Here is a 23,979-nt window from a genome sequence, read left to right as displayed (position 1 = left end):
TGGCGATAGCCGGTCGCTGCTACCCTGCGTGGTGCGTCCAGCCTGGACAGTGATCAACTCGGTGGCAAAGGGGGCGTCGGGATGGGTGTGGAGCTGATCGTGGCGGCGTTGGCGGCCGGCGCCAGCGCTGGGATAACCGGGACCGCCTCCCAGGCGATCACCGACACCTACGGGCTACTCAAACAGCTGATCAAACGTCGGTTCGCCGGTCGGGAGCAAGCTCGGGAGGCGTTGGAGGGGGAGGAGACCGAGCCGGGTGTGTGGCAGACCCGGATCGGGGACGACCTACGCCAAAGCGGCGCGGCCGATGACGGGCAGATCTTGGCCGCTGCACGCGAGCTGCTTGCCCTCGCCGATCCGAGGACAGCCGCCACGTTCAACATCAGCGGCACCGTGCACGGCGCGGTCGGCCAGTTCTACGAACAGGTCTCGTTCGACCAGCGCACCCAGACGTCGGAGCCGCGCCCCCCACAGGACCCGGCAGCCCACTAGCGGCCCCGGCTGCCGGAACCGCCCCACCCGGAACGGGCATCGGATCGGTGGAGGGTGCTGTCGGCGACTTCTACGGCCCCGTCAACTTCGGCGGCGGTAACCGGCCGACGGTCAGCTGGCCGCACCGGGTCGGGGCAGTACCACGACTCGCGCACGGCCGGCAGCCACGCCCCGCTGACGGGCTGCTGACCGCCGCGGTCACCGGTGGCGGCACCACCGTGGTGTGTCAGGTGTTGGCCGGGATGGGCGGGGTCGGCAAAACCCAACTGGCCGCGAACCTGGCCACCCGCCTATGGGACACCAGCCAACTCGACCTGCTGATCTGGGTCACCGCCAGCAGCCGCACCACCATCATCGACACCTACGCCCGGGCGGCCGCCGACCTGACCGGCATCGACGATTCGAACCCGCAGCACGCCGCCGACCGGCTCATGGCCTGGCTGGCCGGCACCGGCCGCCGGTGGCTACTGGTGCTGGACGACATCACCGACCCGACCGACCTGACCGGGCTATGGCCACCGGACACCGCCACCGGCCGCACCATCGCGACCACCCGCCGCCGCGACACCGCCCTGCTAGCCGGACGCCAGTTGATCGACGTCGGGGTGTTCACCCCCGTCGAAGCAAACGCCTACCTGGCCGGGCAACTCGGCGACACCGCACAGCGCCTGGCCGAGGCAGACCAGCTGGCCGCCGACCTCGGGTACCTGCCTATCGCCTTGGCACAGGCCGCCGCATACATCCTGGACCTCGACCTGACCTGCGCCGCCTACCGCACCCGCCTGCGGCAACGCCGACTGGAACGGCTGCACCCCAACACCCTGCCCGACGAACAACAACGAGCCGTCACCGAAACCTGGGCACTGTCCATCACCCAGGCCGACACCGACACCGACCAATTGGCCACCCAGATCCTCAGGCTGGCCGCGCTCCTGGACGCCAACGGCATCCCCGCCAACCTGTTCACCACCACCGCCGCCCTCACCCACTACCAGCACACCCTCGACCGGGACGTCGACGCCGACGACGCCGACGACACCACCCGCACCCTGTTCCGGCTCGGCCTGGCCGACACCGTCCACGACCCCGACACCGACATCACCCTGATCCGGGTACACGCCCTGGTCCAACGCGTCGTCGCCGAAGCCACCCCCAACAACCAGCACCCCCAGCTAACCCACACCGCCGCCGACGCACTCGTGCAGCTGTGGCCAGCCATCGAACGCGACACCCACACCGCCCGCCTCGGTCAACTCCTACGCGCCAACACCACCGCCCTGACAACCACCGCCGGCAACCACCTCTGGCACACCCCAAACGGCGAACCCGACGCCCACCCACTGCTCTTCCAAGCCGGCAACAGCTTGGGCGAGATCGGGCAAGTCGCCGCCGCCCGCGCCCACTTCCAGCAACTGCACACCGAGGCAGTCCGGGTGCTCGGCCCGGACCACCCCCACACGCTGACCACCCGCCACAACATCGCCGACTGGCGGGGCAGGCCGGGGATCCGGCCGGCGCCGCCCAGGCGTTCGAGGAGCTGCTCACCGACCAGCTGCGGGTGCTCGGCCCGGACCACCCCGACACGCTGACCACCCGCCACAACATCGCCGACTGGCGGGGGCAGGCCGGGGATCCGGCCGGTGCCGCCCACGCGTTCGAGGAACTGCTCACCGACAACCTGCGGGTGCTCGGCCCGGACCACCCCCACACGCTGACCACCCGCCACAACATCGCCTACGGGCGGGGGCAGGCCGGGGATCCGGCCGGTGCCGCCCAGGCGTTCGAGGAACTGCTGGCCGACTACCTGCGGGTGCTCGGCCCGGACCACCCCCACACGCTGACCACCCGCCACAACATCGCCCGGTGGCGGGGGCAGGCCGGGGATCCGGCCGGTGCCGCCCAGGCCTTCGAGGAACTGCTCACCGACGAGCTGCGGGTGCTCGGCCCGGACCACCCCCACACGCTGACCACCCGCCACAACATCGCCTACGGGCGGGGGCAGGCCGGGGATCCGGCCGGCGCCGCCCAGGCGTTCGAGGAGCTGCTCGCCGACCAGCTGCGGGTGCTCGGCCCGGACCACCCCGACACGCTGACCACCCGCCACAACATCGCCCGGTGGCGGGGGAGGCCGGGGATCCGGCCGGTGCCGCCCACGCGTTCGAGGAACTGCTGGCCGACAACCTGCGGGTGCTCGGCCCGGACCACCCCGACACGCTGACCACCCGCGGCAACATCGCCTACGGGCGGGGGAGGCCGGGGATCCGGCCGGTGCCGCCCAGGCGTTCGAGGAACTGCTCGCCGACCGTCTGCGGGTGCTCGGCCCAGACCACCCCAACACGCTGACCACCCGCCACAACATCGCCTACTGGCGGGGACAGGCCGATAGCGAACCCGCTCAAGAAGAACGCTAACCCCATAGCCGAGTGTGCCAAAGACCTGTGCCAGATGAGCGCGACAAACAACGGGAGAGCACGGGGAGCCACGGGGCAATCGCGCCGACCAACCCAGGTCAGGTCGCGCCGGCCAACGTCCGCCGCGTACAGAACCGTACCGACAGCGTGGGAGTCGCGTCTGCCCGGCGCGGCTCGGCCGTGCCCACCGAACTGTGCCGAATGCGTGCCGAACCTCTAGTGACCGGCTCGCGGCAGTGCAGGTGTTTGCGCAGGTCAGCGATGCTAAACGACACGCGCTGGAGCCGAGCCCTCCGGAGGCGGGAGCGCAGGTTCGAATCCTGCCGGGGGCACACCGCACATGGGCACGGTCGTCTGATTCACCACAGCAGTCGGTGATCGAGGCGACCGTTTCGCTTTGGTCCAGTGGCCGATCGGCGACCGGAGGCGGGTTACCGCGGCTGTCTCTTGTGCTACGGGGGCATTGGTGTTGCACTGTAGCTAGCACTCTCCCCATGTGAGTGCCAACCGAATGGGATGGGACCCCGGAGGGGGACCGCGTGCAGCGGTCATCGCAGGTCGGCCCGAACTGTGCTGTTTGTGGGCACGACGATGTTGAGGATGACCCAGATGGCCAAGTTGATCGCGTTCGGCGAGGTTGCCCGGCGCGGCCTTGAGCGGGGCATGAACGTTCTCGCCGACACAGTAAAGGTGACGCTGGGCCCGAAGGGCCGCAACGTCGTACTGGACAGCGGGTGGGGCGTACCCACGATCACCAACGACGGCGTGAGCATCGCCAAGGAGATCGAGCTCGACGACCCGTACGAGAAGCTCGGCGCCGAGCTGGTCAAAGAGGTCGCCAAGAAGACCGACGACGTGGCCGGTGACGGCACGACGACGGCGACTGTCCTGGCGCAGGCGCTGGTGCGCGAAGGGCTGCGCAACGTCGCCGCCGGCGCGAACCCGATCGCCCTCAAACGCGGCATCGAGCTTGCCGTCGTGGCGGTGACGGAGGCGCTGCGTCTTCAGGCGCGCGACGTCGAGACCAGGGAGCAGATCGCGGCCACCGCGTCGATCTCGGCCGGTGACGAGACCGTCGGTGAGATCGTCGCCGAGGCGATGGACAAGGTCGGCAAGGAAGGCGTCATCACCGTCGAGGAGAGCAACACCTTCGGCCTCGAGCTTGAGCTCACCGAGGGCATGCGCTTCGACAAGGGCTACATCTCGCCCTACTTCGTCACCGACACCGAGCGGATGGAGGCCGTCCTCGACGATCCGTACCTGCTGATCGTCGAGAAGCGGATCTCGAACCTGAACGAGCTGCTGCCGGTCCTGGAAAAGGTCATGCAGACGAGCAAGCCGCTGGTGATCATCGCCGAGGATGTCGAGGGCGAGGCGCTGGCCACCCTGGTCGTCAACAGGGTCCGCGGCACGTTCTCGTCGGTGGCGGTCAAGGCGCCCGCCTTCGGTGACCGGCGCACCGCGATGCTGGCCGACCTCGCGATCCTCACCGGCGCGCAGGTCATCAGCGAGACGACGGGCCTCACCCTGGACAGCGCCGGCCTGGACTCGCTTGGCAGGGCCCGCAAGGTCGTCGTCACCAAGGACGAAACCACCGTCGTGGACGGTGCTGGCGACGCCGAGCAGATCACCGGCCGGGCCGCCCAGCTTCGCACCGAGATCGAACGGAGCGAGTCCGACTACGACCGGGAGAAGCTGCAGGAGCGGCTGGCCAAGCTGGCCGGCGGGGTAGCCGTGGTCAAGGTTGGCGCGGCCACCGAGGTCGAGCTCAAGGAGCGCAAGCACCGCATCGAGGACGCCGTGCGTAACGCCAAGGCCGCCGTCGAGGAAGGTCTGCTGCCCGGTGGCGGGGTGGCGCTGGTCAACGCCGCGGCGACCGCTTTCGACAAGCTCGACCTATCCGGCGACGAGGCCACCGGCGCCAACATCGTGCGGGTCGCGCTCACCGCGCCGCTTCGGCAGATCGCCGTCAACACCGGCCTCGAAGGCGGCGTGGTGGCTGAGAAGGTCAAGGCTCTACCGCCGGGCCGCGGCCTCAACGCCGCCACCGGTGAGTACGTGGACATGTTCGAGGCGGGCATCGTCGAGCCCGCCAAGGTCACCCGCTGCGCGCTGCAGAACGCGGCGTCGATCGCCGCGCTGTTCCTGACCACCGAGGTGCTCGTCGTCGAGAAGGCGGCGGAGCCGGCACAGTAGCCACGCGGACGCGGCCCGGGCAGCGCGAACACCGCGCCTGGGCCGCGTCTATACCATCGCGTCGATGAGTGTGGCGAGCGGGATCGTGGCGAACTCGACCCGGGCGTCACTTGCCCCGTACGGGAGCCACAGGGTGCCGGCGTGCAACAGGGCGCCGCAGGAGTAGACGACGTTGGGCACGTAGCCGTCCCGTTCGGTGTCACTGGGAGCGAGCAGCGCGCCGGGCAGCTCGGCGATCACGCGGTCGGGCCGCTGCAGGTCGAGCAGAAGGCCGCCGATGGCGTACCGGCGCATCGGGCCGACGCCGTGGGTGAGCACGAGCCAGCCGGCGGCGGTCTCGATCGGTGATCCGCAGTTGCCGACCTGGATCAGCTCCCAGCCGCGGCGGGGGCCGTGCAGCGGCACCGATGGCTGCCAGCGGTTGGCGTCGTCGAGGGCGGTCAGGCCGATGGTCTCGCCGTCGGAGCGGCACAGCGCGAGGTGGCGGCCGCCGACGGTACGCGGAAACAGCGCGACGCCCTTGTTGCGCACGCCCGGCCCCCGCATCGGGGTCACCTGGAAGTGGTCCAGGTTGTCGCTGGTGAGCATGCGAGCGGCGATGTGCCGACCGTCGTAGGCGGTGTACGTGGCGCGATACGCGGACATGCCGTCGTCACCGGTGAACTTGACGAAGCGGGCGTCCTCCATCCCGTTGCTCTCGGCGGCCGTGGCCGGCCAGAGCACCCGCTGGTGCAGCGGGACGTCGGCCCGGAAGGTCATTGTGTAGCTGTCGGCGACGATGCGGCGCAGCTGTTCGAGCGTGCCGTGGGTGGTGGCGCGGGTGAGCAGGTCGGTGGGGATGCGGCCGAGCGCCCGTTCGAAGTCGTCGTCGTCGAAGCGCTCGGGCAGGGATCCGAGCACTGTCGCCGATACCTCGTTGTCCCACCCTTCCTCGGTCAGTCCGGCGGCGAGCAGGTCCCGCCGGTGGCGGGCGCTGGCGCGCTGGCCGGTCGCCAGCGGTCCGGACCGGTCGGCGACGGTGAGGCGGCCGCCGGGGCCGATGACCGCGGTGGCAAAGCCGATGGAGGACAGGTGGCCCTCGCCGATCTGGCGCAGGCTGACCGCGACGCGGAGCTGCCCGGTGTCCAGTTTGGACTGGTCGGGGTGCGGCACCATCGACGGGTTGCACAGGGCGGCTGCTTCCACGGCGTACTCGTGGCTGAAGTAGGCGCCGACGAGGAGACGGGCCGTGGCGGTCAGGTCGCTGGTCCGATCGACCCGGTGGTGGACGAGGTCGTAGTGGTGCAGGAAGGTCGATTCGAGGTCGTGGTGCCGGCCAGCGAACCGCTTCAGCGTCTGGCTCAGCAGCTGGCTCGTCTCGTCCTCGCCGAGTTGTGCGATCCGTTGGATGAGGGCGGAGGCGCGGCTGCGCACCAGGGCGGCGTCCTCACCGGGCACGAAGAGTTTGACGATCACCCGTCGCGGGTCCGGAGGCAGGGTGGCGTCAAGCCGGACGGCCAGGTCCGGGTGTGTGTCGGTCATGACCATCGCCGTGCGTGTTGCAGGGTGGAGAGGAGGGCGAGGGTGGACTCGGCTCCTTGGTTGAGGTTGGGCCCGTGCGGGGTCAGGCCGTCGTAGCCGCCGCCCGTCTCGGGGTCCCACATCGGTGTACCGGCGTCGTTGTCGCCGAGAAACCAGGCGACAGCCTGCCGTACACCGGTGTCCCAGGCGGGGTCGCCGGTAGCCGCGGCGGCGGTGGCACATGCGTCGGCGAGGGCGGCCACCTCGATCGGTTGCTGGTCGTACCGGGTCCGCGGGGCGTGCCGGTGCCACCCACCGGCCGGGATGACCGAGAGCCGGCCGTCGGAAAGCTGGATGTCGCGTAGCCAGGTCAGCATGCGCAGGCCGGCATCGAGCAGCGGGCCTTCGGCGCTCAGGTGCCCGGCGGCGATGACGACCTCGGCGAGGGCGGCGTTCGCATATGACAGGCGAGGTTGCGGCCACGGCCAGTTCGGGCCGTCGCCCGGGGCGCCGACGGCGGTGGCGGCGTCAGAGAGCAGGGCGGCCGCGACGGTGTTGTCCGGATGGACGCGGAGCAGTTCGGCGGCGCCGAGCCCGGCGAACGTCATGGCGCGCGGCGCGAGCGACCGCCGGGCAGCGCCGAGAGTGAAGGCGGTGAGGGCCTCGTCACGTATCCAGCGAGCGGGACTGCGGACGGCCGCGGTGCCGAGGCCCCACAGGGCCCGCCCCCACCAGTCGCCGACGCCGGGCTTGTCGGTCCAACGCCGGTCGTGTGCGAGCCGGTTGTGGAAGGCGCCGCTGCTGTCCTGGGCGTGGGTGAGGAAGCTCAGGTAGCACTCCGCGAGTCGCAGCACTTCGGCGGGCGGGTCGGGTTCGCGGCTGGTGACGACGAGTCCGCGGGCCACGTCGTCGGTGCAGTAGCCGTGTTGGCGGCGTACGGTGGCGTGCCGCGCGTGCTCGAACAGGCCGGTGCCGTCGCTCAACCGCGAAAGGTGCGCGAAGCTGGGAGCGGGCACGGCGAGGCGGGCGGCGGGCTTGGCGACGCTCGGAGCGGTCATCTCTGTGCCGCGGCGACGGCCGGCGGGCGGGCGGCGAGGACCCGCTCGGCGAGCGCCTCGTAGCGCGCCGCGACCGCGGGCCACAGCAGCGTCGGGGCCAGCGAATAGGTGCGATTGGTGAGGCTTGCGGCCAGGCCCGGCTCGGTCAGGACCCGCCGGATGGCGGCGGAAAGTGCCGCCGGATCGCGGTGCGGGACGAGCAGACCGGGGCCGTCGGTGAGCAGCTCCACAGCGTGCGGAAAGTGGGTGGCGACGACCGGGACTCCGGCGGCTACGGCCTCGATCAGGACGCCGGAGGTTACCTGTTCGTGGGAGTCGTACGGCAGCACGACGACATCGGCTGAACGGATCAGGCGGCCCAGGGCGGTCTCGTCGAGATAGACCGGCTGGTAGTCGACGGCATTGCTGATGCCCAGCATCGCGCCGAGCCGGTGCAGGCTCTCGCGATATGCCTCCCCTTGGTGTTCGAGCACCTTGGGGTGAGTCCTGCCGGCGACGCTGTAGCTGGGACTCGGCTGAAGATCGCGTAGCCGGGCGACGGCCCGCAGCGCCCATTCGATGCCCTTGCCCGGCCCGAGCAGCCCCCACGTCAGCAGGTGCGGACGGTGGCGTGTCTCGGTCGGTGCGCTGGCGTGGTCGGCAGTGCCGTGCGGGATCACGGTGACCTTGGCGCCGTCGACGGCGTAGCCGATGAGGAGCCGGTCGCGAGCCGTACCGGTCATGGTGACGACCGCATCCGCCACGGCCACGATCTGCTCCAGCAGCGCCTTCTGCCGGGCGGTGGGATGGGCGAGCACGGTATGCAGGACCACGATGCTGGGCACGTTGAGCTCGCGCAGCAGCGGCAGGACGTCCGCACCGTCGGGTCCGGAGTAGATGCCGTACTCGTGCTGGACGATCGCGACGTCGAAGCGGTTGAGGGCCGCGGCCGCCGCCCACCAGCCGGTCCGGCTCCGCGCCGACCACGTGTGCACGACGCCCGGACCTCTCACGCGGGTGCGTTCCGCTCGGCCGTCGTCGTCGCCGCCGGTGGTGACGCGCACCACGCCGCCGGACGCGCCGCCGGGCACGAGGTGGGCCGCCAAAGCGGAGTTGAACGTTGCCAGCCCGCATCGGGTCGGCGGATGTGTGCTGAGAAAACCGTAGGTGCCGGCCATATACCGTGCCTTCCGGTTGTCGGCCCGCACCCACCTGTATGTGGCTCGCGTGCCTCACGCGTGGAAAGGCGCCCACCGGCCAGCGTGTGTGGCGAGCGGAACGGGCGCGCGCCGACCTCCGCCTCTGCGGGGATCTGGCCTGCCGCGAACCTGTGCCGGATCCTCGGAGAATCTCGACTTGTCGAGCCTATCAGCAGCGGCTGTCAGCGAATGATGTCGCGATAAAGGCGCAGGTAGTCGGTCACCATCCGCTCGGCGTCGAAGCGGCTCCGGGCCTGGGCCCGGCACCGCGCCCGGTCGATCGTGGCGATCCGCGCAACGGCCGCGACGGCCTGCTCGACGGTGTCCACCAGAAACCCGGTAACGCCCTCGTCGACCACCTCGGGCATCGACCCGCGCCGGTACGCCACCACCGGTGTGCCGCACGCCATCGACTCCACCACCGAGAGGCCGAACGGCTCGTCGAAGGCGATCGGGTGCAGCAGGGCCGCGCTGGCACCGAGGATCTCGCCGCGGCGCTGCGGCCCGACCGACCCCAGGAAGGTGACCCGCTCCCCGTCGACGTGTGGTGCCACCTGTTCGGTGAAGTACCGCTCGTCCTGGACGATCCCGCAGATCGTCAGCGGCCGGCCCGCCGCCCGTGCGATCTCGATCGCCGTATGGGTGCCCTTGTCCGGGTGCACCCGGCCGAAAGCGACCAGCCCTGGCCCCGCTACGGGCGTGAACGGCAACCCATCGAGATCAACGCCGTGGTACACGGTGGCGAGGTAGTCCAGCCCGTCCGCGCGGTCGGCGTCGGAGATGGACACGTACGCCGAGCGCGCCTTCGTGTACGCCGGCAGGATCCCCGCGCCGGAGAATCCGTGGACGGTGGTCAGCAGCGGAGCGCGGCAGTGGTCGGCGAAGGCCAGCGGCAACCAGTCCAGGTGGTTGTGGATCAGGTCGAACTCCGCGGATCTGGCCAGCGCGTGGGCGACGTGCATCGCCTCACACACCCGCCCGTCCACGCTGGGATCGTCGGCGTATCCACGCGGGCAGACTCCGTCCAAGCGAGCCGAGGTCACCGAGTCCAGCGTGGCGAAAAGGGTCACATCTACACCGCGAGCGACAAGACCTTCGGCCAGTAGACTTGTCACCTGCTCCCACGGCCCGTAGTGGCGCGGCGGTGTGCGCCACGCAACCGGCCCGAGCAGGGCCACCTTCACCGAGCAGACCAGTCGATCTTCATATATGTTGGAATCCGTCCACTATGGATTTGCATGGGCTCACGGCGCCAGAGCGGGCCCTGCCTGGAGCGAGCTGGTACGGCTGCGCGTACCGTTGACCTTCAGGGTACGCGGCGGCCCACCAACCCGCCGGCTCGCGTTTGGCGGGCGAGCAGCACACTCTCCTCTTTTGTCGCTTGCATTGGAGCCGAAAATGACCAGTGAGCAAACACCGGATCGCGCCCGGGAGGCGCCCCGGTCGTACGGAGATCTTTTCCGCTCGGTGCCGGAGACCGACTCGTCGGGCCCGCCCCAGGCCGCGCCTGACGAGAGCGAGGCCGCGATGACGCGCCTGCGGACACCATTTGACGCCGGTCCCGCCGAGGATGATGTCCCGCACCGGCCTTGACTGTGCCGGTTGGACGAACGCGGGGATTCACGCGAACTGCTGAAGTAGACGAAGTCGGTACGGTTTGAGCGCCGCGATGAGTTTGACGCGGTGTAGTGTGACGGTGTCACCCCGGCCCCCGGTGGCGAAATCCTGCTGATAGCCATGGATGTCTACCGTCCAAGGGGTCTTCATGACCAGGACCAGGGCTTCGCCGACCTTTGGTCGCTTGCTGTTCTGTCCGGGGCCGCGCTGCGGCGCTCACGGCTCACCCATCGCGATGCCGCCCTCTAGTGGCGTGTGCTGCAGACGGCGACGAGGTGACCGACATCGGTTGTGGGCGCCACCGTCGATGTGGCGAGCACCGGGATCGAGACTTTCCAGGGGATAGGGGGAAGGCAGGGGTCCCGGGCGGGTTCCGCCTGGGACCCCTCGCCGACACGCCCCCTGGTGACCTCAGGATGGCATCGCTGTGCGCAGGCGGGCGAGGGACTGCTTCAGCAGCCGGGACACGTGCATCTGGGACATGCCGATCTGGTCGGCGATCTGGGTCTGGGTCATGTGTTCGTAGAACCGCATGGTGAGGATGCGCTGCTCGCGTGGTGGCAGGGCGGCAAACAGTGGCTGGAGCGCGAGACGGTCGTCCACGTGGGCGTACCGGGGATCCAGGCCACCGAGATTGTCGGCGAGGTTGGTGTTGCCGCCGCGCTGCGGGGCGTCGAGTGACGCTGGCTGGTAGGCGTGCCGGGCGTCGATGGCGTCCTTCAGGCCGTCGACGCTGACCTGCAGGTGTTCGGCGAGCTCACTGGGACTCGGGTAGCGGCCCCTCTGGTGGGTGAGTTCGCTGGTGGCGGTCGCGATCTTGGCCGCCAGCTCCTGGGTCGGTCGCGGCACCCGCATCGCCCAGGCGCTCTCGCGGAAATGTCGTTTGAGTGCGCCGAGGATGGTCGGGGCGGCGTAGCTGACGAAGGGCACCTCCCGGCTCGTGTCGTACCGGTCGACGGCCCGTATGAGGGCGACCGCGGCTACCTGCGCCAGGTCGTCCAGGACCTCACCTCGGCCGGCATAGCGGCGCGCCAGCCGTCTGGCCATCGGCAGATTTTCCTCGATGGCCTTGGCGCGGAGTGTGGCGCGGTGCGGATGGCCCGCCGGCAGAGCGTCACGCCGGATCAGCACCTGCTCGGTGGTTTGCTCTGCCTCAACCCGTTGGCCGCCCGGCGATGCGGTATCGATGCCAGGGTTGATGACGGCGCTATGCGCGACCGAATCGGTGGTGCTCACGGATCCTCCCCCGGGCGGCCGACTCTCAAGCACGTCACCGGGGTCCGGAGCAAACGCTGCTGCCAGACTACGCCCGAACGCCTATATGGCATAGGTCCGCGGCCCACTTCCTGCGACGGGCCGCTACCGAAGCAGATGCTCCGAGCAGGCGTAGAGTGAAGGCGTCGCTCGAGACCCTGGCGGCGCACGCCGCCAGTGAGGCATTCACCGATCGAGGCCGAGTTGGCCAGATCGCGTATCGAGCACAATTGTTGTCGCCGACGGCGACGAGCCCGCAGGCACCACCCGATCTCTGGGCCACTGTGGACGGAAGCACACCAGGCGGCTCGCCGAGTTGGCCCCGGAGAGGATCTTCAAATGTCAACCGCGTGGACCGTTATCGTCGTCGTCGCCCTGACGTTGCTCCTGCTCGCGCTCGCCGTCCGCATCGCCAGACGGTTCGAGGGACATGAAGCGGCCCATGGCCCGCCAAGCCGGAGCCGGACAGGAGACGGCGGCCCCAGCCGCGACGCAGCCGGCTCGCCAGTGACCGAGGCGTTGGCCAAAGCGGTCGCCGCGGCCGGTCTCGCTCCATCGATCCACCAGCCCCAGCCATGGAAGTGGCGCATGACGGGCGACGGGCTGGATCTCCACCTCGACTCCAGCCGCCCCGTCGACGTCACCGATCCCGACGCCCGCCTAGCGACGTTGAGCTGCGGCGCGGCACTACATCACGCCCGGGTCAGCCTTGGCGCGCAGGGCTGGCGCGCCACCGTGACCCGCATGCCCGACGTCGCCCGCCCCGAGCACCTGGCCCGCGTACAGGCGGACGACCCGGCGCCGAAACCGATCGAGCCGCTGATGGTGCGCCGGGAGCAGACCATCGGCTTGCGTCACACCGACCGCCGCGAGCTGTCCGGCCGGCGGGTCGGCGCTGACGCGCTAGCCGCGATCATCACCGCGGTCCACGCCCAAGGCTCGCTGCTGCATGTCCTCTACCCGAACCAGGTACTCGACCTCGCCGCGGCAGCCGACCTCGCCCAAGGCCAGACCGACGAGACCGGATGGTTGGCGGAGCTTGCCTCTTGGAACGCTGGCCCCAGCCCGACCGGGCCACACGACCGGCCGGCGCTCTTCGCGATCCTCTACGGCCGCGGTGACCAACCAATCAACTGGCTACGCGCTGGGGAAGCACTGTCCGCGGCCTGGCTCACGGCCACTGAGATCGGCGTCTCCCTTTTGCCGCTCAGCGCCACCATCGAGATGACCCATACGCGCGAGGCGATACGGGTCCTGCTTACCAGCGTCGGCTACCCGTACCTGGTCCTGCGCCTCCGCACCACCGACCAGGACGACGCCGGCCAGGCCCGACAACCGCAGCTGCCGATCGACCAGATCCCGTCGCCCAGCCGCAGCGCGTAGACCGAACTCGTCAGGCGGGGCGGTCGCCGGTGCCGCCGGTTGTGGGGGTGGCTGCCTGCTGGTGGCCGCCGGGTCGGGGCAGCGTGGCGGTGTCGTGGATGCTGTCGTGGGCAGCCGCGGCGACGGCTTGCGGTCTGATCCCGAACTCGCGATAGAGCCGCTGGTAGTCCGCCGAGGCTCCGTAGTGTTCGAGGCTGACGATCCGGCCCGCGTCGCCGACGATGTCGCGCCACGACTGGCCGATACCGGCTTCGACGCTGACCCTTGCGCGGACCGCCGGAGGGAGCACGTGGTCGCGGTAGTCGAGCGGTTGTGCGGCGAACCATTCCCGGCACGGCATCGACACCACGCGCACGGACAGGCCGCCGGTCGTGAGCAGGTTCCGCGCCTCCAAGGCGATCTGGACCTCAGAGCCGGTGGCGATCAGGATCACGTCCGGCGTGTGGCCGGTGTCAGCGAGGATGTACGCGCCGCGCGCCGCCCCCTCGGCCGACTCGTACGCACCGGGACGGCGCGCTAGCGTGGGCACGTTCTGCCGGGACAGGACGAGGCCCGCCGGCCGGTCGGTGTGTTCCAGGACGGTTCGCCAGCACACGGCGGTCTCGTTGGCGTCCGCGGGGCGCACCACATCCAGGCCGGGGATCGCGCGCAGCACGGCGAGGTGTTCCACGGGTTGGTGCGTCGGGCCGTCCTCGCCGAGGCCGATGGAGTCATGGGTCCACACGTAGATGGCCGGTAGCTGCATGAGGGCCGCGAGGCGTACCGCGGGTCGCATGTAGTCGCTGAACGCGAGAAACGTCCCGCCGTAGGGCCGCGTGAGGCTTTGCAGTGCGATGCCGTTGAGGATCGCACCCATGGCGTGCTCGCGGATTCCAAAGTGGAGGGTGCGTCCGTACGGGCCGCCCTTCCACTGGCGGGTCTGCCGGCTGGTCGGGACAAACGACGGTTCGCCCTCCATCGTGGTGTTGTTGCTCTCGGCCAGGTCCGCCGAACCACCCCACAACTCCGGCAGTACCGGCGCCAGCGCGGTCAGTACCTTGCCAGACGCCTTGCGGGTGGCCATCCCATCGGGGTCCGCGGGAAAGCTGGGCAGGGCGTCGGCCCAGCCGGCGGGCAGCTGGCGGGCTTGGAGCCGGTCCAGCAGCGCGGCCCGGTCAGGGTTCGCACCGCGCCAGGCGTCGTAGCCCGGCTGCCACCGCTCGTGGACGGAACGGCCGCGGTCCACGGCCTGGCGGGCCCGTTCCAGCACGTCGTCCTCGACGGTGAACGTGTGCAACGGGTCGAAGCCGAGCAGTCGCTTGGTCGCGGCGATCTCTTCATCGCCCAGGGCGGAGCCGTGCGCCTTTCCGGTGTTCTGCTTGGTCGGGGCCGGCCAGCCGATGATGGTGCGAAGCACGATGATCGACGGCCGCGTGGTGTCGGCCTTCGCCGCTTCGGTGGCGGCCAGCAGCGCGTCGACGTCCTCGACGTAGGCGCCGGTCGAGGTCCAGTCGACCGTCTGTACGTGCCAGCCGTAGGCGGCGTAGCGGGCGGCGACGTCTTCGCTGAACGAGATGTCGGTGTCGTCCTCGATGGAGATGTGGTTCGAGTCGTAGAACAGCACCAGGTTGCCCAGCTCCTGGTGACCGGCGAGGGAACTTGCCTCGGCGGCGACGCCTTCCATCAGGTCGCCGTCGGAGGCGAGCACGTACACGTGGTGGTCGAACGGGCTCTGCCCCGGTGCCGTCTCAGGGTCCAGCAGTCCCCGTTCGCGCCGCGCGGCCAGTGCCATCCCGACGGCGTTGGCCACACCCTGTCCGAGCGGCCCGGTGGTGACCTCCACGCCGCGGGTGTGCCGAAACTCCGGATGCCCCGGGGTGGCCGAGCCCCACGTGCGCAACGCCCGCAGGTCGCTCAGTTCGAGGCCGTAGCCGGCCAGGTACAGCTGAATGTAAAGGGTGAGACTCGAGTGGCCGCAGGACAAGACGAACCGGTCCCGACCCAGCCACTGGTCATCGTTCGGGTCGTGCCGCATCACCTTCTGAAACAGCAGGTATGCCAGCGGCGCGAGGCTCATCGCGGTACCGGGATGGCCGTTGCCGACCTTCTGTACCGCGTCCGCGGCCAGCAGCCGCACGGTGTCCACCGCGCGGACGTCCACCGCGTCCCAACCGGCGCGGTCGGCCACCGGCCAGCCCACCCCGGCGTCCCGGCCGACCACCGCACCGGCTGTTCCGATCCGTTCGCTCATGCGCTGCGCTCCTGACTGGTGAAATGCGGAAATGGCGACGGACCGTGAGGCAGCGGCCGGCCCCCGCCGGCCGCTGCCTCGCCCGTCGCCAGCCGATCTTGATCAGCGACCGGCGAGCCGGGCGACCTTGGTGGTGAAGCCGTCGAACATCTGCCCAGGACGTTGCTGCTCACCCTGCTGCGATCCCAACGCGACGATGGCGGCGGTCAGCACGGGCGTGGCCCACTGCAGACCCCGCAACTGCTGTTGCGCGGTGGCGACGTCGTCCGGCGTTTCGGGCGACGCGACAGTGCCGCTCTCGGCGTTCACCCTGCCGGCCTTGGCCACCTTCGCACCCAGTACGCCGCTGTAGACCGTGGTGCCGATCGCGACCACGGTCAGGACCGTCTTGATCGCTGTGTTCGCGGTGACCCCCGACTGGCCGCGAACCCGGCCACGATTTGCCAACAGCAGACCGAGTCCGCCGACAACATGCGCCCCGACAGCCGCCGCGGAAACCGGAGCCCATCGGGCCCACCCGGCCGAGGCCACACGGGCCCGGTCGCCGGAGTCGCGCACGTCCCTCGACGCACCGTTGAGACCGACGGCTCCCATCAAGGAACCGCCCAACCAAATAGCCGCGCCCATGTCGTGCAAGGTGCGGACAACCGTATGACGTTCGTTCATGATGCACTCCCAGTGCCAGTGACTCGAAAATGGACACGACCCGTTCCGGCCGTACCTTGGTGGTCGTACGGGCGGTGGCCGAAAGTCGTTCTGGACCTTCTCTGCGCCCTCGACGCGGCTACCCCACGCGTCGCCTGTTTCTGCGGGCTTACCGCAAGAGATAGAAATTGAATGCCCACGTCATGACCGGGCAAACCAAACCTGCCAATTCGTGGCCCGCCTCACGGCACGGCATCAACTCAGCGCGCTTCGCCGAGGTCGCGTCCCGCCCGGGCATGGACGGCGACGAACTGGGTGGCCTGCGCGGCGACGACGTCGCCAGCCGTGGTCACCGCGTTGTGCGCGGCTCTGGGCACCTGTGCGGTGCTCCCATGCCGGACCAGGGCCGCTGCCTCGCTGATCCAGCGGTGCGGGGCGATCGGATCGTGTTCACCGCGCGTCACGAGCGTTGGCGCGGTCACCTCGCGGAGCCTTCGCCGCATGTCATGGCGGACGCTGTGGCGCAGGGTTCCGAGGATCCTGCGCGGACCGGCGTCGCGGACGTCGGCCGCGATGATGCCTGCCTGGCGCGGGTCCTCGCTGAGCAGGTCGCGCAGCCAGCGCCCGATCTGCCCTCCGGCGGTGGGTGCCGCGGGGTCGACCGTCGGCCCTACCAGCACCAGCGCCGCGACAAGATCCGGTCGCCGCACCGCCAACTCGACCGCGACCTGGCAGCCGAACGAGTTGCCGAGAACATATGCCTCGGCAATGCCGGCCGCGTCCATCCACGCCGCGACGGTATGAGCATGATCGGCGGGGTCGAACACCCGAGACGGTTTGCCCGACAGCCCGAAGCCGGGAAGATCCGGGACGTACGTCGGGCTTGCGGTCAGCGCCGCCGCGGTCGGCATCAGGTAGCGGTGCGATACCGCGAGACCGTGCAGCAGAACCCACGCCGGCTGGGCCGATCCGAGATCGGCGCGTTCACGCACGTGCAGGCGCACGCCGGCGACGTCGACGCGTCGGCTGACGAATCCACCGGCAGGGCGCGGGGCAGCGCCGGCCAGGCGCCGTTGTGCCGGACTCATCCGGGCCCTACCTAGGCTCATCACACTTTGGGGGTACCCGAGCCAACCGCGGCCAATCACGGCACGCCTGCAACACCGGTCAATCGCGTCCCGGCGCTGTGCCTGCCGTCACCTCGCCGTATCCGGCCGATTCGTTTACTCGGGGTCGTCACGGGTATGCATTGGGAGCAATCGATTGGTGCTCCGTTCGCACCAGCGCATTCCGCCCGCATCTACAAGATCAAGGCGGACTGATTCTCAGGATTGCCCGGCGAAACCGCCGAATTATCGCTTGGAGATTTTTGTGGCTACTTCCACCGCCGGGTCTTTCCGGCAAGACGGCGCCGTCCACACGGACCGGCCGCAGCGTCTGGTCAGGGAGACCAAGCCCGGGTTCAAGACGACGGAATTCATCGCGTACGCGGTCGCCGTCGTAGCCGTGCTGATCGCATCCCTCGTCGTCGACGGAAACGGCAACGGCGACAACGGCGGCGCGGTCGACTACTTCCGGGCTGATCGCGCGTGGCTGTACATCGTCCTGCTGACCGTCGGATACATGATCAGCCGCGGCCTGGCCAAGTCTGGCAGCCGCGACCGCAACAACGTCTGACCCTGGTGTGCCTGCCGCCCCGTTGGGCGGCAGGCCCCCTTTTCACACCCCAGGAGATCCGATTACCACCGTCATGAGCCACCCGCTCGCGTCGCCCACATCCGGCCGCATCGACCTGCCCTGCGGTTTCGTCGCCTACACCACCGCCGGATCGGGCGAACCGCTGCTCGTGCATGGGCTCGGCGGGACCCGCCATACCTGGCGGTACCTCGTCGAAAAGCTCGCGGCCACCCACACGGTGATCGCCCCCGACCTGCCCGGCCACGGTGACTCCGAGGTCCCTGGGGGCGACTTCGGTCCGCAGCTCAATCCGATGCTGCGCGCCGCCACGCTGCCCGCCGCCCAGGTCGTCGTCGCCGGCCTCGCACACCTGCCGCGCCCGCTCACCAGGCCGCCGCTGCGTGCGTTTCTCGCCTCGACGCGGCCGTTCCGATGTGCCCGAGCGGACCAGCGCCGGGTCATCAGCCGGCCGAGCGACCGGGCACCAGACCTGAAAGCGGCTCCAACCGGCGGCGGGGCGAAGTGATGGACGTCGTCGAGAGATCCGTGACCCGGCCGGTCCGGTCAGCCGTGGTCGTCAACCCCGTCAAGGTCGACGACCTCGACGAGTTCCGCGCGACTGTCGACGGCGCGCTGACCGCGGCCGGTTGGCCGGCACCGCGGTGGTACCAGACCACTTCGGAGGAGCCCGGACGCAGCCAGACCGCGGACGCGGTCGCCACTGGCGCGGAGATCGTTTTCGTCGCCGGCGGGGACGGCACAATCCTCTCGGCGGTCTCCGCGCTCATGGGCACCGACACCGCGATGGCGGTCCTGCCGGCGGGTACCGGCAACCTGCTCGCCGCGAACCTGGGCCTCTCCACCGATGTGGCCGCCGGGCTCGAAGTGGCCCTGGAAGGCGGCCTGCGCCGGCTGGACGTGGGTGAGGTCGACGGTCAGCACTTCACCGTGATGGCCGGCATGGGCTTCGACGCCCGCATGCTCGACGCGACCTCGGACACCGCGAAGGCACGCTTCGGCTGGCCGGCGTACATCGCCGGAGCCCTGCGACACGTCACGGACCGCCGGATGAACGTCACCGTCCGCATCGACGGCGGCAAGCCGATCCGGCGCAAGGCACAGACCGTGCTCGTGGCCAACGTCGGACGCCTTCAGGGCGGCGTACGCCTGCTGACTGAGGCACGCCCCGACGACGGCCTGCTGGACGTCGCGATCCTGACCCCCGCCTCCTGCGGCACTGGCTGGCGCTGGGCTGGGCGGTAGTGCGGCGCAAGGAACGGGTGCCCTCCATGGAGGTGTACCGGGGAGCCGCGTGGAGATTGCCAGCGATCGGGCGCAGCCCCGCCAGCTCGACGGCGACCTCATCGAGGCCGGCCGGCTGCTGGACGTACAGGTACAGCCGAAGGCGCTCTGGATGTGCGTGCCGCTACCGGCCGACCACCCGGACCTGGCCGAGGACGCCGACGCGGCCGCCGAGCGCGGCCACCGCCTCGGGGAGACCGCAACGACCGGACAGAAGGCTACGCCGGCAGCGAGCAACGGTTGAGAATGCGTCGAACGGGCAGTGTGGGGGGTGAGGCGCAGGTTCGGCACAACCGCTGAGGGCGAGGCGATCCCATTGTCCGGCGCAAATATGACAGTGAGTATCGTCGTGTGCCTGCCCCGTGAGGTCGAGAGCCTTCGGGTTGCTCGCGGCGTCCTTGGCGCCGCCTTGGCGGCCCTGGAGGTGACGGGGAGCTGCCGCGAGCAGCTCGCCGTCGTCGTCAGCGAGGCTTGCGGCAACGTGGTCGCTCACGCCGACGGCGCGCACGCCTATGTCTTGAAGGTAAACATCGCCGCCGGCCGATGCGACGTCAAGGTTGTCGACCAAGGCGGCGGGTTCGTCTACGACGCACAGACCCCTCGGGTCCAACCGACCGCCGCGTCCGGACGCGGTCTCTACCTGATCGACCTGCTGACCGACCAGCTCACCGTGACCAGCGACCTCGGGCACGGCACCACCGTGTCGTTCACCAAGCGTCTGGACTTCACCGGCACGCCGCGCGGATGATGGCGTCGGCGAGGTTAGAGACGGGCGCTGACTGGGTATTCAACCAATCTTCGCTCCGGACCCCGGCGAGGCAAACCGCTTGCCGAGTATCGCTGGAGTCCGGATGCAGTCCACGCAAGCCCCAACCCTCCCGCCTGTCGCCAGACCCGCGGCGCCGTCGCGAGGTAGCGACTATGCCGAACTCTCCCGCCAGGTAAAGGACGCTGGCTTGCTGGAGCGGCGTCCCGGCTCGTACGCCCGCCGGCTGGCGGCCGCCGTGGCCATGTGCGCAGTCGCGGTCGCCGCGCTCGTGCTGATCGGCAACTCGTGGTGGCAGCTCGCGCTGGCACCGTACTGGGCGGTGGTCTCCACCCAGCTCGGTTTCCTGGGCCACGACGCCGGCCACCGCCAGATCTACACGTCCCGGCACGCGAACTACGTCCTCGGTGTCGTGCTCGCCAACCTCGGCGTCGGCTTCAGCTACGGCTGGTGGGTCGACAAACACAACCGCCACCACGCCCACCCCAACGACGAGGACAAGGACCCGGACGTCGGCGCCGGCGCCCTCGTGTTCTTCGCCAGACAAACGCAGGCCAGCGGCCGCGTCGCCCGCCTGTTCTACCGCTACCAGGCCTGGGGGTTCTTCCCGCTGCTGATGCTGGAAGCGCTCAACCTTCGGGTCGCGAGCATCCGGTACCTGCTGGCCGACCGCACCCGCGCGCACATGCGCGAACTGCTGCTGATAAGCGTGCACATCGCCGGGTACCTCGCGCTCGTCTTCGCGGTCCTGCCGCCCGGCAAGGCCCTGGCCTTCATCGCCGTTCACCAGGCCCTGTTCGGCCTGTACCTCGGTTGCTCCTTCGCCCCCAACCACAAGGGCATGCCTGAGCTCACCCCGGAGCAGGAAGCCGACTTCCTGCGCCGCCAGGTCCTCACCTCGCGCAACGTGCGCGGTCACTGGTTGACCGACTACGCCCTGGGCGGCCTCAACTACCAGATCGAGCACCACCTCTTTCCGTCGATGCCCCGAGCCAACCTCCGCCACGCCCAGCACATCGTCCGCAGGTTCTGCGCGACCAACCATGTGTCCTATTTGGAGACAAGCCTGATCGCCTCGTACGCGCAGGGACTGCGTCACCTCGACACCGTCGGACGAGGCTAATGACGCCGACAAGGATGGACGGTGCCGCGATGAGGTGGACACAGTCGGTACGGGAGCGGGCCCGGGCCCGACTGGCCGCCGCCCAGAGCGCCGCGCCGCCACCCTTCGACGCCGACGACGTCACCGGTCAAGGGCCGGGCCAGGTGGTGATGGTGCGGCCAGCGCCGACCGTCGACGACGGCCTGCCCCCGGGTGTACGGGTCGCGGGAGCCTGGGCGTGGCGGCTGATCCTTTTCATCGCCGCCGGCTACGTGCTGCTCCGGCTGATCGCCATGCTCCGCCTCGTCGTCATCCCGGTCGCCGTGGCCCTGCTGCTCGCGGCCCTTTTCCAGCCCGTGGTCGCCGCCCTGCGCCGGCGCGGGATGAACCGATCGGTCGCGGCCGCGCTCGTCCTGGTCGGCGGGCTACTTGTCGTCCTCGGCGGCCTCGGCCTTATCGTGCAGACGTTCGTCTCCCAGTTCGACGACCTGTCCACCCAGGTCCGGGAAGGCGTGGACGAGGTTCAGGGCTGGCTGGCCCGCGGCCCGCTGCACATCTCCCAAACACAGATCAGCGACAGCATCGACAACCTCCAGCAGCGGCTCTCCGACAACCAGGGCATGCTCACCTCCGGCGCCCTGAGTACCGCCACCACCGTCGGCGAGGTGATCGCCGGGTTCTTCCTGGTCATGTTCACCCTGTTCTTCTTCCTGCGCGACGGCGACCGCATCTGGCGGTTCGTCTGCCGCCTGCTGCCCGGTCCCGCCCGCCTACCGGTGGCCCGCGCCGGCCACTACTCCTGGCACACCCTGGTGTCCTACGTGCACGCCACTGTCCTCGTCGCATTCGTCGACGCGGTCGGCATCGGCCTGGCCATCCTGCGGATCCCGCTCGCGCTGCCGCTGGCCGCCCTGGTCTTCCTGACCGCGTTCATCCCGGTCATCGGCGCCACCCTGTCCGGCGCGGTCGCGGTCCTCGTCGCCCTCGTCACCCAGGGGCCGGTCAGCGCCCTGATCCTGCTCGCCATCGTCATCGGCGTCCAACAACTCGAAGGCCACGTCCTGCAGCCGCTCATCATGGGCCGCGCCGTCGCCCTGCATCCCCTCGCCGTCATCCTCGCCATCGCCATCGGTGTGGTCACCGCCGGCATCGTCGGCGCCCTGGTCGCCGTCCCGCTGCTCGCCGTCGGCAACACCGCCGTGCGATACCTGGTCGCCCACCCCACTGGCACACCCACCCCGGACCACAACCCGCCGGGCACCGAACCAACCGACGACGACGAGGCGGAAGCCGAACAGGCCCGCGAAGCCCAAGGCGCGCGGGCAGCGCCAGGCGCCGCGGCGGTGCCGGCACCCGGTCTCGGTATGGGACCTTGACCTGCTGATTTAACGATTAGTACGCGGCGGGCTGGGTAGGTGACCTATACGAGGGCCGAATCGGCCGTCGACGAAACTGGAGGTTCTCATGGGCCTGGATGACAAGGTCGATAACAAGGCTGAAGAAATGGGTGGCAAGGTAAAGGAGAGAGTCGGCGAGGCGACCGACAACGACGACCTGGAAGCCGAGGGCAAGCGCGACAAGACGGGCGCCAACGTGAAGCAGGCCGGCGAGAAGATCAAGGACGCCTTCAAGCGCTGATACACCCATTCGCACAATTTGCGGTGCGGGTCGTGACCAAAGGTCGCGGCCCGCACACCTGCTATCCGGCCCCAACCAGGACTAGAATTCCTAGCTATGGACCAATCGCCCTGGACCTCGGCGTTGGCAGTCCGGGAGCAGATCGATCAGCTGCTCCGGTCGAGGTCCGAGAGCAGGTGCGTCATGATCTTTTCCCATCAGGTGCGTAAAACACCCGACGCGGTTCAAGTATTGCTGTCCGGCGAGATCGACTTGGCCGTCAAAAAAGAGTTGCACGACGTACTACACGACGTCGTCGCCGCTTCCCCGACGGTCACCGAAGTTGACCTTCGCGAGGTCACCTTCCTGGATTGCACGGGCATCGGCGAGCTCGTGGGCGCCTACCTCGACGCACGCCGCCGCGGGCAGATCCTGATCGTTACCCGACCGCAGGCATTCGTCCGCGAAGTGTTGGATTTGGTAAACACGCTGACCTTGCTGACCTCCCGACCAGCCGCGCTGGTCGGCGGCGACGTCCAGACCCGGGCGCCGTCCCCCTGTCCGTAGGGTCGCTGGCAGCGTGATCAGGAGGGTTGCCGCGCGGGAAACGGACGTTCCTGCAGCGACGGGGTCGACCTTATCGCGGTAGGGTCTAAAGGGAACGTCGACCTGTGGCTGCTCTGGTCCCTGGTAGTGCCTGACCTGCGGAAAGGTGCAGCCGTGAAAATGGCCAGCGGTCCGGTGTGGCATCGACGTGGCACGAGGTCGCGGGCGGTGCCGCTGGTCGGGCCGGTGACAGCGGATGGATGACCATGCCACCCGTATCAAAGCGCTCATCGCGCGGCAGCCTGCCGGCCCTAACGGCGGGACCGGCATGGGGGTTTCCTGCAGCGGCTGTGCGCGGTGGCTACCAAGGCGCTGGGAGTGTCGGGAGCGGGTGTGAGCCTGATGGCCGAGGATGGTGTGCGCCGCATGGCCACCGCCTCGGATCCGGCGACTGAGCGCCTCGAGGAGGTGCAGTTCGTGTTGGGTGAAGGGCCCTGCATCGACGCCTTCCAAGCCCGCCGCCCGGTCCTGATACCCGACCTGACGGACGGGGCGATGCACCGGTGGCCGGTCTACACACCCACCGTCCACGACAGCGGAGTCCGTGCCGTGTTCGCTTTTCCGTTGCAGATTGGCGCGAGCCGCTTGGGTGTCTTGGACCTCTTCCGCACCCGGCCAGGGCCATTGACCGGCGAGGAGCTGGCGCAGGCGCTGGTCTTCGCGGATGTCGCGGTGGACACGCTGCTCGACGGGCAAGAGCGTGCCGGCCCGGACGCGACCGCCGACGGGCTGGCCGAGGCGATGGATGGCCGGGCGGAGCTGTTCCAGGCTCAGGGCATGGTCATGATCCAGCTCGGAATTCCCCTGGCCGAGGCGATGGCGCGGCTGCGCGCCTACGCCTTCGCCGAGGGCCGCCCACTGGCGGCGGTCGCGCGAGATGTGGTCGCCCGCCGGCTACGGTTCGACAAAGACCAGCCATGAGCGAAGCATCCACCCAGAATTGAA

At 69.7% G+C, this 23,979-nt stretch carries 24 protein-coding genes; 16 read left to right on the top strand and 8 right to left on the bottom strand.

Annotation, left to right across the window (positions count from 1 at the left end):
- Positions 1-81 precede the first annotated feature (81 nt).
- From Phou_RS44600 to groL, 5 genes are all read left to right on the top strand, one after another.
- Positions 82-492, top strand: a complete 411-nt coding sequence (locus Phou_RS44600; protein ID WP_173069998.1) for a Het-E N-terminal domain-containing protein — start codon at positions 82-84, stop codon at positions 490-492.
- Positions 493-539: 47 nt separating this feature from the next.
- Positions 540-2,081: an NB-ARC domain-containing protein gene (locus Phou_RS51775; protein ID WP_218579594.1), complete on the top strand. Its 1,542-nt coding sequence runs from the start codon at positions 540-542 to the stop codon at positions 2,079-2,081.
- Positions 1,979-2,710, top strand: coding sequence for a tetratricopeptide repeat protein (locus tag Phou_RS51770; protein ID WP_246274797.1), 732 nt, complete (start codon positions 1,979-1,981; stop codon positions 2,708-2,710). The genes Phou_RS51775 and Phou_RS51770 overlap by 103 nt, the downstream gene beginning before the upstream one ends.
- A 73-nt stretch (positions 2,711-2,783) precedes the next feature.
- Positions 2,784-2,903 carry a hypothetical protein gene (locus Phou_RS55930; RefSeq protein WP_503827020.1) on the top strand — a complete coding sequence of 40 codons (120 nt, stop codon included), beginning with the start codon at positions 2,784-2,786 and terminating at the stop codon, positions 2,901-2,903.
- Positions 2,904-3,512: 609 nt separating this feature from the next.
- A complete protein-coding gene (gene groL, locus Phou_RS44590; RefSeq protein WP_173069996.1) occupies positions 3,513-5,099 on the top strand; it encodes a chaperonin GroEL in 1,587 nt (528 codons plus the stop codon).
- A gap of 48 nt (positions 5,100-5,147) precedes the next feature.
- On the opposite strand, the gene Phou_RS44585 is transcribed toward groL, so the two are convergent.
- The 5 genes from Phou_RS44585 to Phou_RS44565 form a co-directional block, all read right to left on the bottom strand.
- Positions 5,148-6,620, bottom strand: coding sequence for a glycoside hydrolase family 130 protein (locus Phou_RS44585; protein ID WP_173069994.1), 1,473 nt, complete (start codon positions 6,618-6,620; stop codon positions 5,148-5,150).
- Complete coding sequence (locus Phou_RS44580) at positions 6,617-7,657, bottom strand: glycosyltransferase (protein ID WP_173069991.1); 1,041 nt, start codon at positions 7,655-7,657, stop codon at positions 6,617-6,619. Before Phou_RS44580 ends, Phou_RS44585 begins: the two co-directional genes overlap by 4 nt.
- On the bottom strand, positions 7,654-8,814 hold the full coding sequence (locus Phou_RS44575; RefSeq protein WP_173069989.1) for a glycosyltransferase: 1,161 nt from the start codon (positions 8,812-8,814) through the stop codon (positions 7,654-7,656). Before Phou_RS44575 ends, Phou_RS44580 begins: the two co-directional genes overlap by 4 nt.
- Positions 8,815-9,017: 203 nt before the next feature.
- Positions 9,018-10,019 (bottom strand): glycosyltransferase family 4 protein, encoded by a 1,002-nt coding sequence (locus Phou_RS44570; protein ID WP_173069987.1) that lies wholly within the window; start codon positions 10,017-10,019, stop codon positions 9,018-9,020.
- 844 nt (positions 10,020-10,863) lie between these two features.
- Positions 10,864-11,688 (bottom strand): SigB/SigF/SigG family RNA polymerase sigma factor, encoded by an 825-nt coding sequence (locus tag Phou_RS44565; RefSeq protein ID WP_246274613.1) that lies wholly within the window; start codon positions 11,686-11,688, stop codon positions 10,864-10,866.
- Between the two features lie 606 nt (positions 11,689-12,294).
- Here Phou_RS44565 and Phou_RS44560 point away from each other — a divergent pair.
- A complete protein-coding gene (locus tag Phou_RS44560) occupies positions 12,295-13,089 on the top strand; it encodes a nitroreductase family protein (protein WP_246274611.1) in 795 nt (264 codons plus the stop codon).
- Between the two features lie 10 nt (positions 13,090-13,099).
- Here Phou_RS44560 and tkt read toward each other — a convergent pair whose 3' ends face one another.
- From tkt to Phou_RS44545, 3 genes are all read right to left on the bottom strand, one after another.
- Entirely contained in the window at positions 13,100-15,319 is a 2,220-nt protein-coding gene (gene tkt, locus Phou_RS44555) for a transketolase (protein ID WP_173069983.1), read from the bottom strand.
- Between the two features lie 102 nt (positions 15,320-15,421).
- Positions 15,422-15,985: a hypothetical protein gene (locus Phou_RS44550; RefSeq protein WP_173069981.1), complete on the bottom strand. Its 564-nt coding sequence runs from the start codon at positions 15,983-15,985 to the stop codon at positions 15,422-15,424.
- 239 nt (positions 15,986-16,224) lie between these two features.
- Entirely contained in the window at positions 16,225-16,968 is a 744-nt protein-coding gene (locus Phou_RS44545) for an alpha/beta fold hydrolase (RefSeq protein WP_246274609.1), read from the bottom strand.
- A gap of 367 nt (positions 16,969-17,335) precedes the next feature.
- On the opposite strand from Phou_RS44545, the gene Phou_RS44540 reads away from it, so the two are divergent.
- The 10 genes from Phou_RS44540 (at position 17,336) to Phou_RS44500 (ending at position 23,955) form a co-directional block, all read left to right on the top strand.
- Positions 17,336-17,641 (top strand): hypothetical protein, encoded by a 306-nt coding sequence (locus Phou_RS44540; RefSeq protein ID WP_173069979.1) that lies wholly within the window; start codon positions 17,336-17,338, stop codon positions 17,639-17,641.
- Positions 17,642-17,714: 73 nt separating this feature from the next.
- Positions 17,715-18,167 carry an alpha/beta fold hydrolase gene (locus Phou_RS44535; RefSeq protein ID WP_173069977.1) on the top strand — a complete coding sequence of 151 codons (453 nt, stop codon included), beginning with the start codon at positions 17,715-17,717 and terminating at the stop codon, positions 18,165-18,167.
- Positions 18,167-18,904, top strand: coding sequence for a diacylglycerol/lipid kinase family protein (locus tag Phou_RS44530; RefSeq protein ID WP_308785063.1), 738 nt, complete (start codon positions 18,167-18,169; stop codon positions 18,902-18,904). Before Phou_RS44535 ends, Phou_RS44530 begins: the two co-directional genes overlap by 1 nt.
- Before the next feature lie 49 nt (positions 18,905-18,953).
- Positions 18,954-19,187 carry a hypothetical protein gene (locus tag Phou_RS55195; protein WP_308785062.1) on the top strand — a complete coding sequence of 78 codons (234 nt, stop codon included), beginning with the start codon at positions 18,954-18,956 and terminating at the stop codon, positions 19,185-19,187.
- Between the two features lie 93 nt (positions 19,188-19,280).
- Positions 19,281-19,691, top strand: coding sequence for an ATP-binding protein (locus Phou_RS44525; protein WP_218579592.1), 411 nt, complete (start codon positions 19,281-19,283; stop codon positions 19,689-19,691).
- Positions 19,692-19,794: 103 nt separating this feature from the next.
- Positions 19,795-20,832 carry a fatty acid desaturase family protein gene (locus Phou_RS44520; RefSeq protein WP_173069973.1) on the top strand — a complete coding sequence of 346 codons (1,038 nt, stop codon included), beginning with the start codon at positions 19,795-19,797 and terminating at the stop codon, positions 20,830-20,832.
- Between the two features lie 29 nt (positions 20,833-20,861).
- Entirely contained in the window at positions 20,862-22,187 is a 1,326-nt protein-coding gene (locus Phou_RS44515) for an AI-2E family transporter (protein WP_173069971.1), read from the top strand.
- Positions 22,188-22,275: 88 nt separating this feature from the next.
- The gene (locus Phou_RS44510) at positions 22,276-22,449 is read left to right on the top strand and encodes a CsbD family protein (RefSeq protein ID WP_173069969.1); all 174 of its coding nucleotides are present in this window, start codon (positions 22,276-22,278) and stop codon (positions 22,447-22,449) included.
- 183 nt (positions 22,450-22,632) lie between these two features.
- Positions 22,633-22,995: an STAS domain-containing protein gene (locus Phou_RS44505; RefSeq protein WP_173069967.1), complete on the top strand. Its 363-nt coding sequence runs from the start codon at positions 22,633-22,635 to the stop codon at positions 22,993-22,995.
- 372 nt (positions 22,996-23,367) lie between these two features.
- Positions 23,368-23,955, top strand: coding sequence for a GAF and ANTAR domain-containing protein (locus Phou_RS44500; RefSeq protein WP_246274607.1), 588 nt, complete (start codon positions 23,368-23,370; stop codon positions 23,953-23,955).
- The last annotated feature ends 24 nt before the right edge of the window (positions 23,956-23,979 follow it).

This window comes from Phytohabitans houttuyneae (assembly GCF_011764425.1).
Taxonomy (GTDB): Bacteria; Actinomycetota; Actinomycetes; order Mycobacteriales; family Micromonosporaceae; genus Phytohabitans; species Phytohabitans houttuyneae.
This window is presented reverse-complemented; position numbering and strand designations above follow the sequence as displayed.

Coding starts and splice junctions, on each gene's coding strand:
- Phou_RS44600 (WP_173069998.1), top strand. CDS start 82: ATGGGTGTGGAGCTGATCGTGGCGGCGTTGGCGGCCGGCGCCAGCGCT.
- groL (WP_173069996.1), top strand. CDS start 3,513: ATGGCCAAGTTGATCGCGTTCGGCGAGGTTGCCCGGCGCGGCCTTGAG.
- Phou_RS44585 (WP_173069994.1), bottom strand. CDS start 6,620: ATGACCGACACACACCCGGACCTGGCCGTCCGGCTTGACGCCACCCTG.
- Phou_RS44580 (WP_173069991.1), bottom strand. CDS start 7,657: ATGACCGCTCCGAGCGTCGCCAAGCCCGCCGCCCGCCTCGCCGTGCCC.
- Phou_RS44575 (WP_173069989.1), bottom strand. CDS start 8,814: ATGGCCGGCACCTACGGTTTTCTCAGCACACATCCGCCGACCCGATGC.
- Phou_RS44560 (WP_246274611.1), top strand. CDS start 12,295: ATGACGGGCGACGGGCTGGATCTCCACCTCGACTCCAGCCGCCCCGTC.
- tkt (WP_173069983.1), bottom strand. CDS start 15,319: ATGAGCGAACGGATCGGAACAGCCGGTGCGGTGGTCGGCCGGGACGCC.
- Phou_RS44550 (WP_173069981.1), bottom strand. CDS start 15,985: ATGAACGAACGTCATACGGTTGTCCGCACCTTGCACGACATGGGCGCG.
- Phou_RS44535 (WP_173069977.1), top strand. CDS start 17,715: ATGAGCCACCCGCTCGCGTCGCCCACATCCGGCCGCATCGACCTGCCC.
- Phou_RS44530 (WP_308785063.1), top strand. CDS start 18,167: ATGGACGTCGTCGAGAGATCCGTGACCCGGCCGGTCCGGTCAGCCGTG.
- Phou_RS44520 (WP_173069973.1), top strand. CDS start 19,795: ATGCAGTCCACGCAAGCCCCAACCCTCCCGCCTGTCGCCAGACCCGCG.
- Phou_RS44515 (WP_173069971.1), top strand. CDS start 20,862: ATGAGGTGGACACAGTCGGTACGGGAGCGGGCCCGGGCCCGACTGGCC.
- Phou_RS44510 (WP_173069969.1), top strand. CDS start 22,276: ATGGGCCTGGATGACAAGGTCGATAACAAGGCTGAAGAAATGGGTGGC.
- Phou_RS44505 (WP_173069967.1), top strand. CDS start 22,633: ATGATCTTTTCCCATCAGGTGCGTAAAACACCCGACGCGGTTCAAGTA.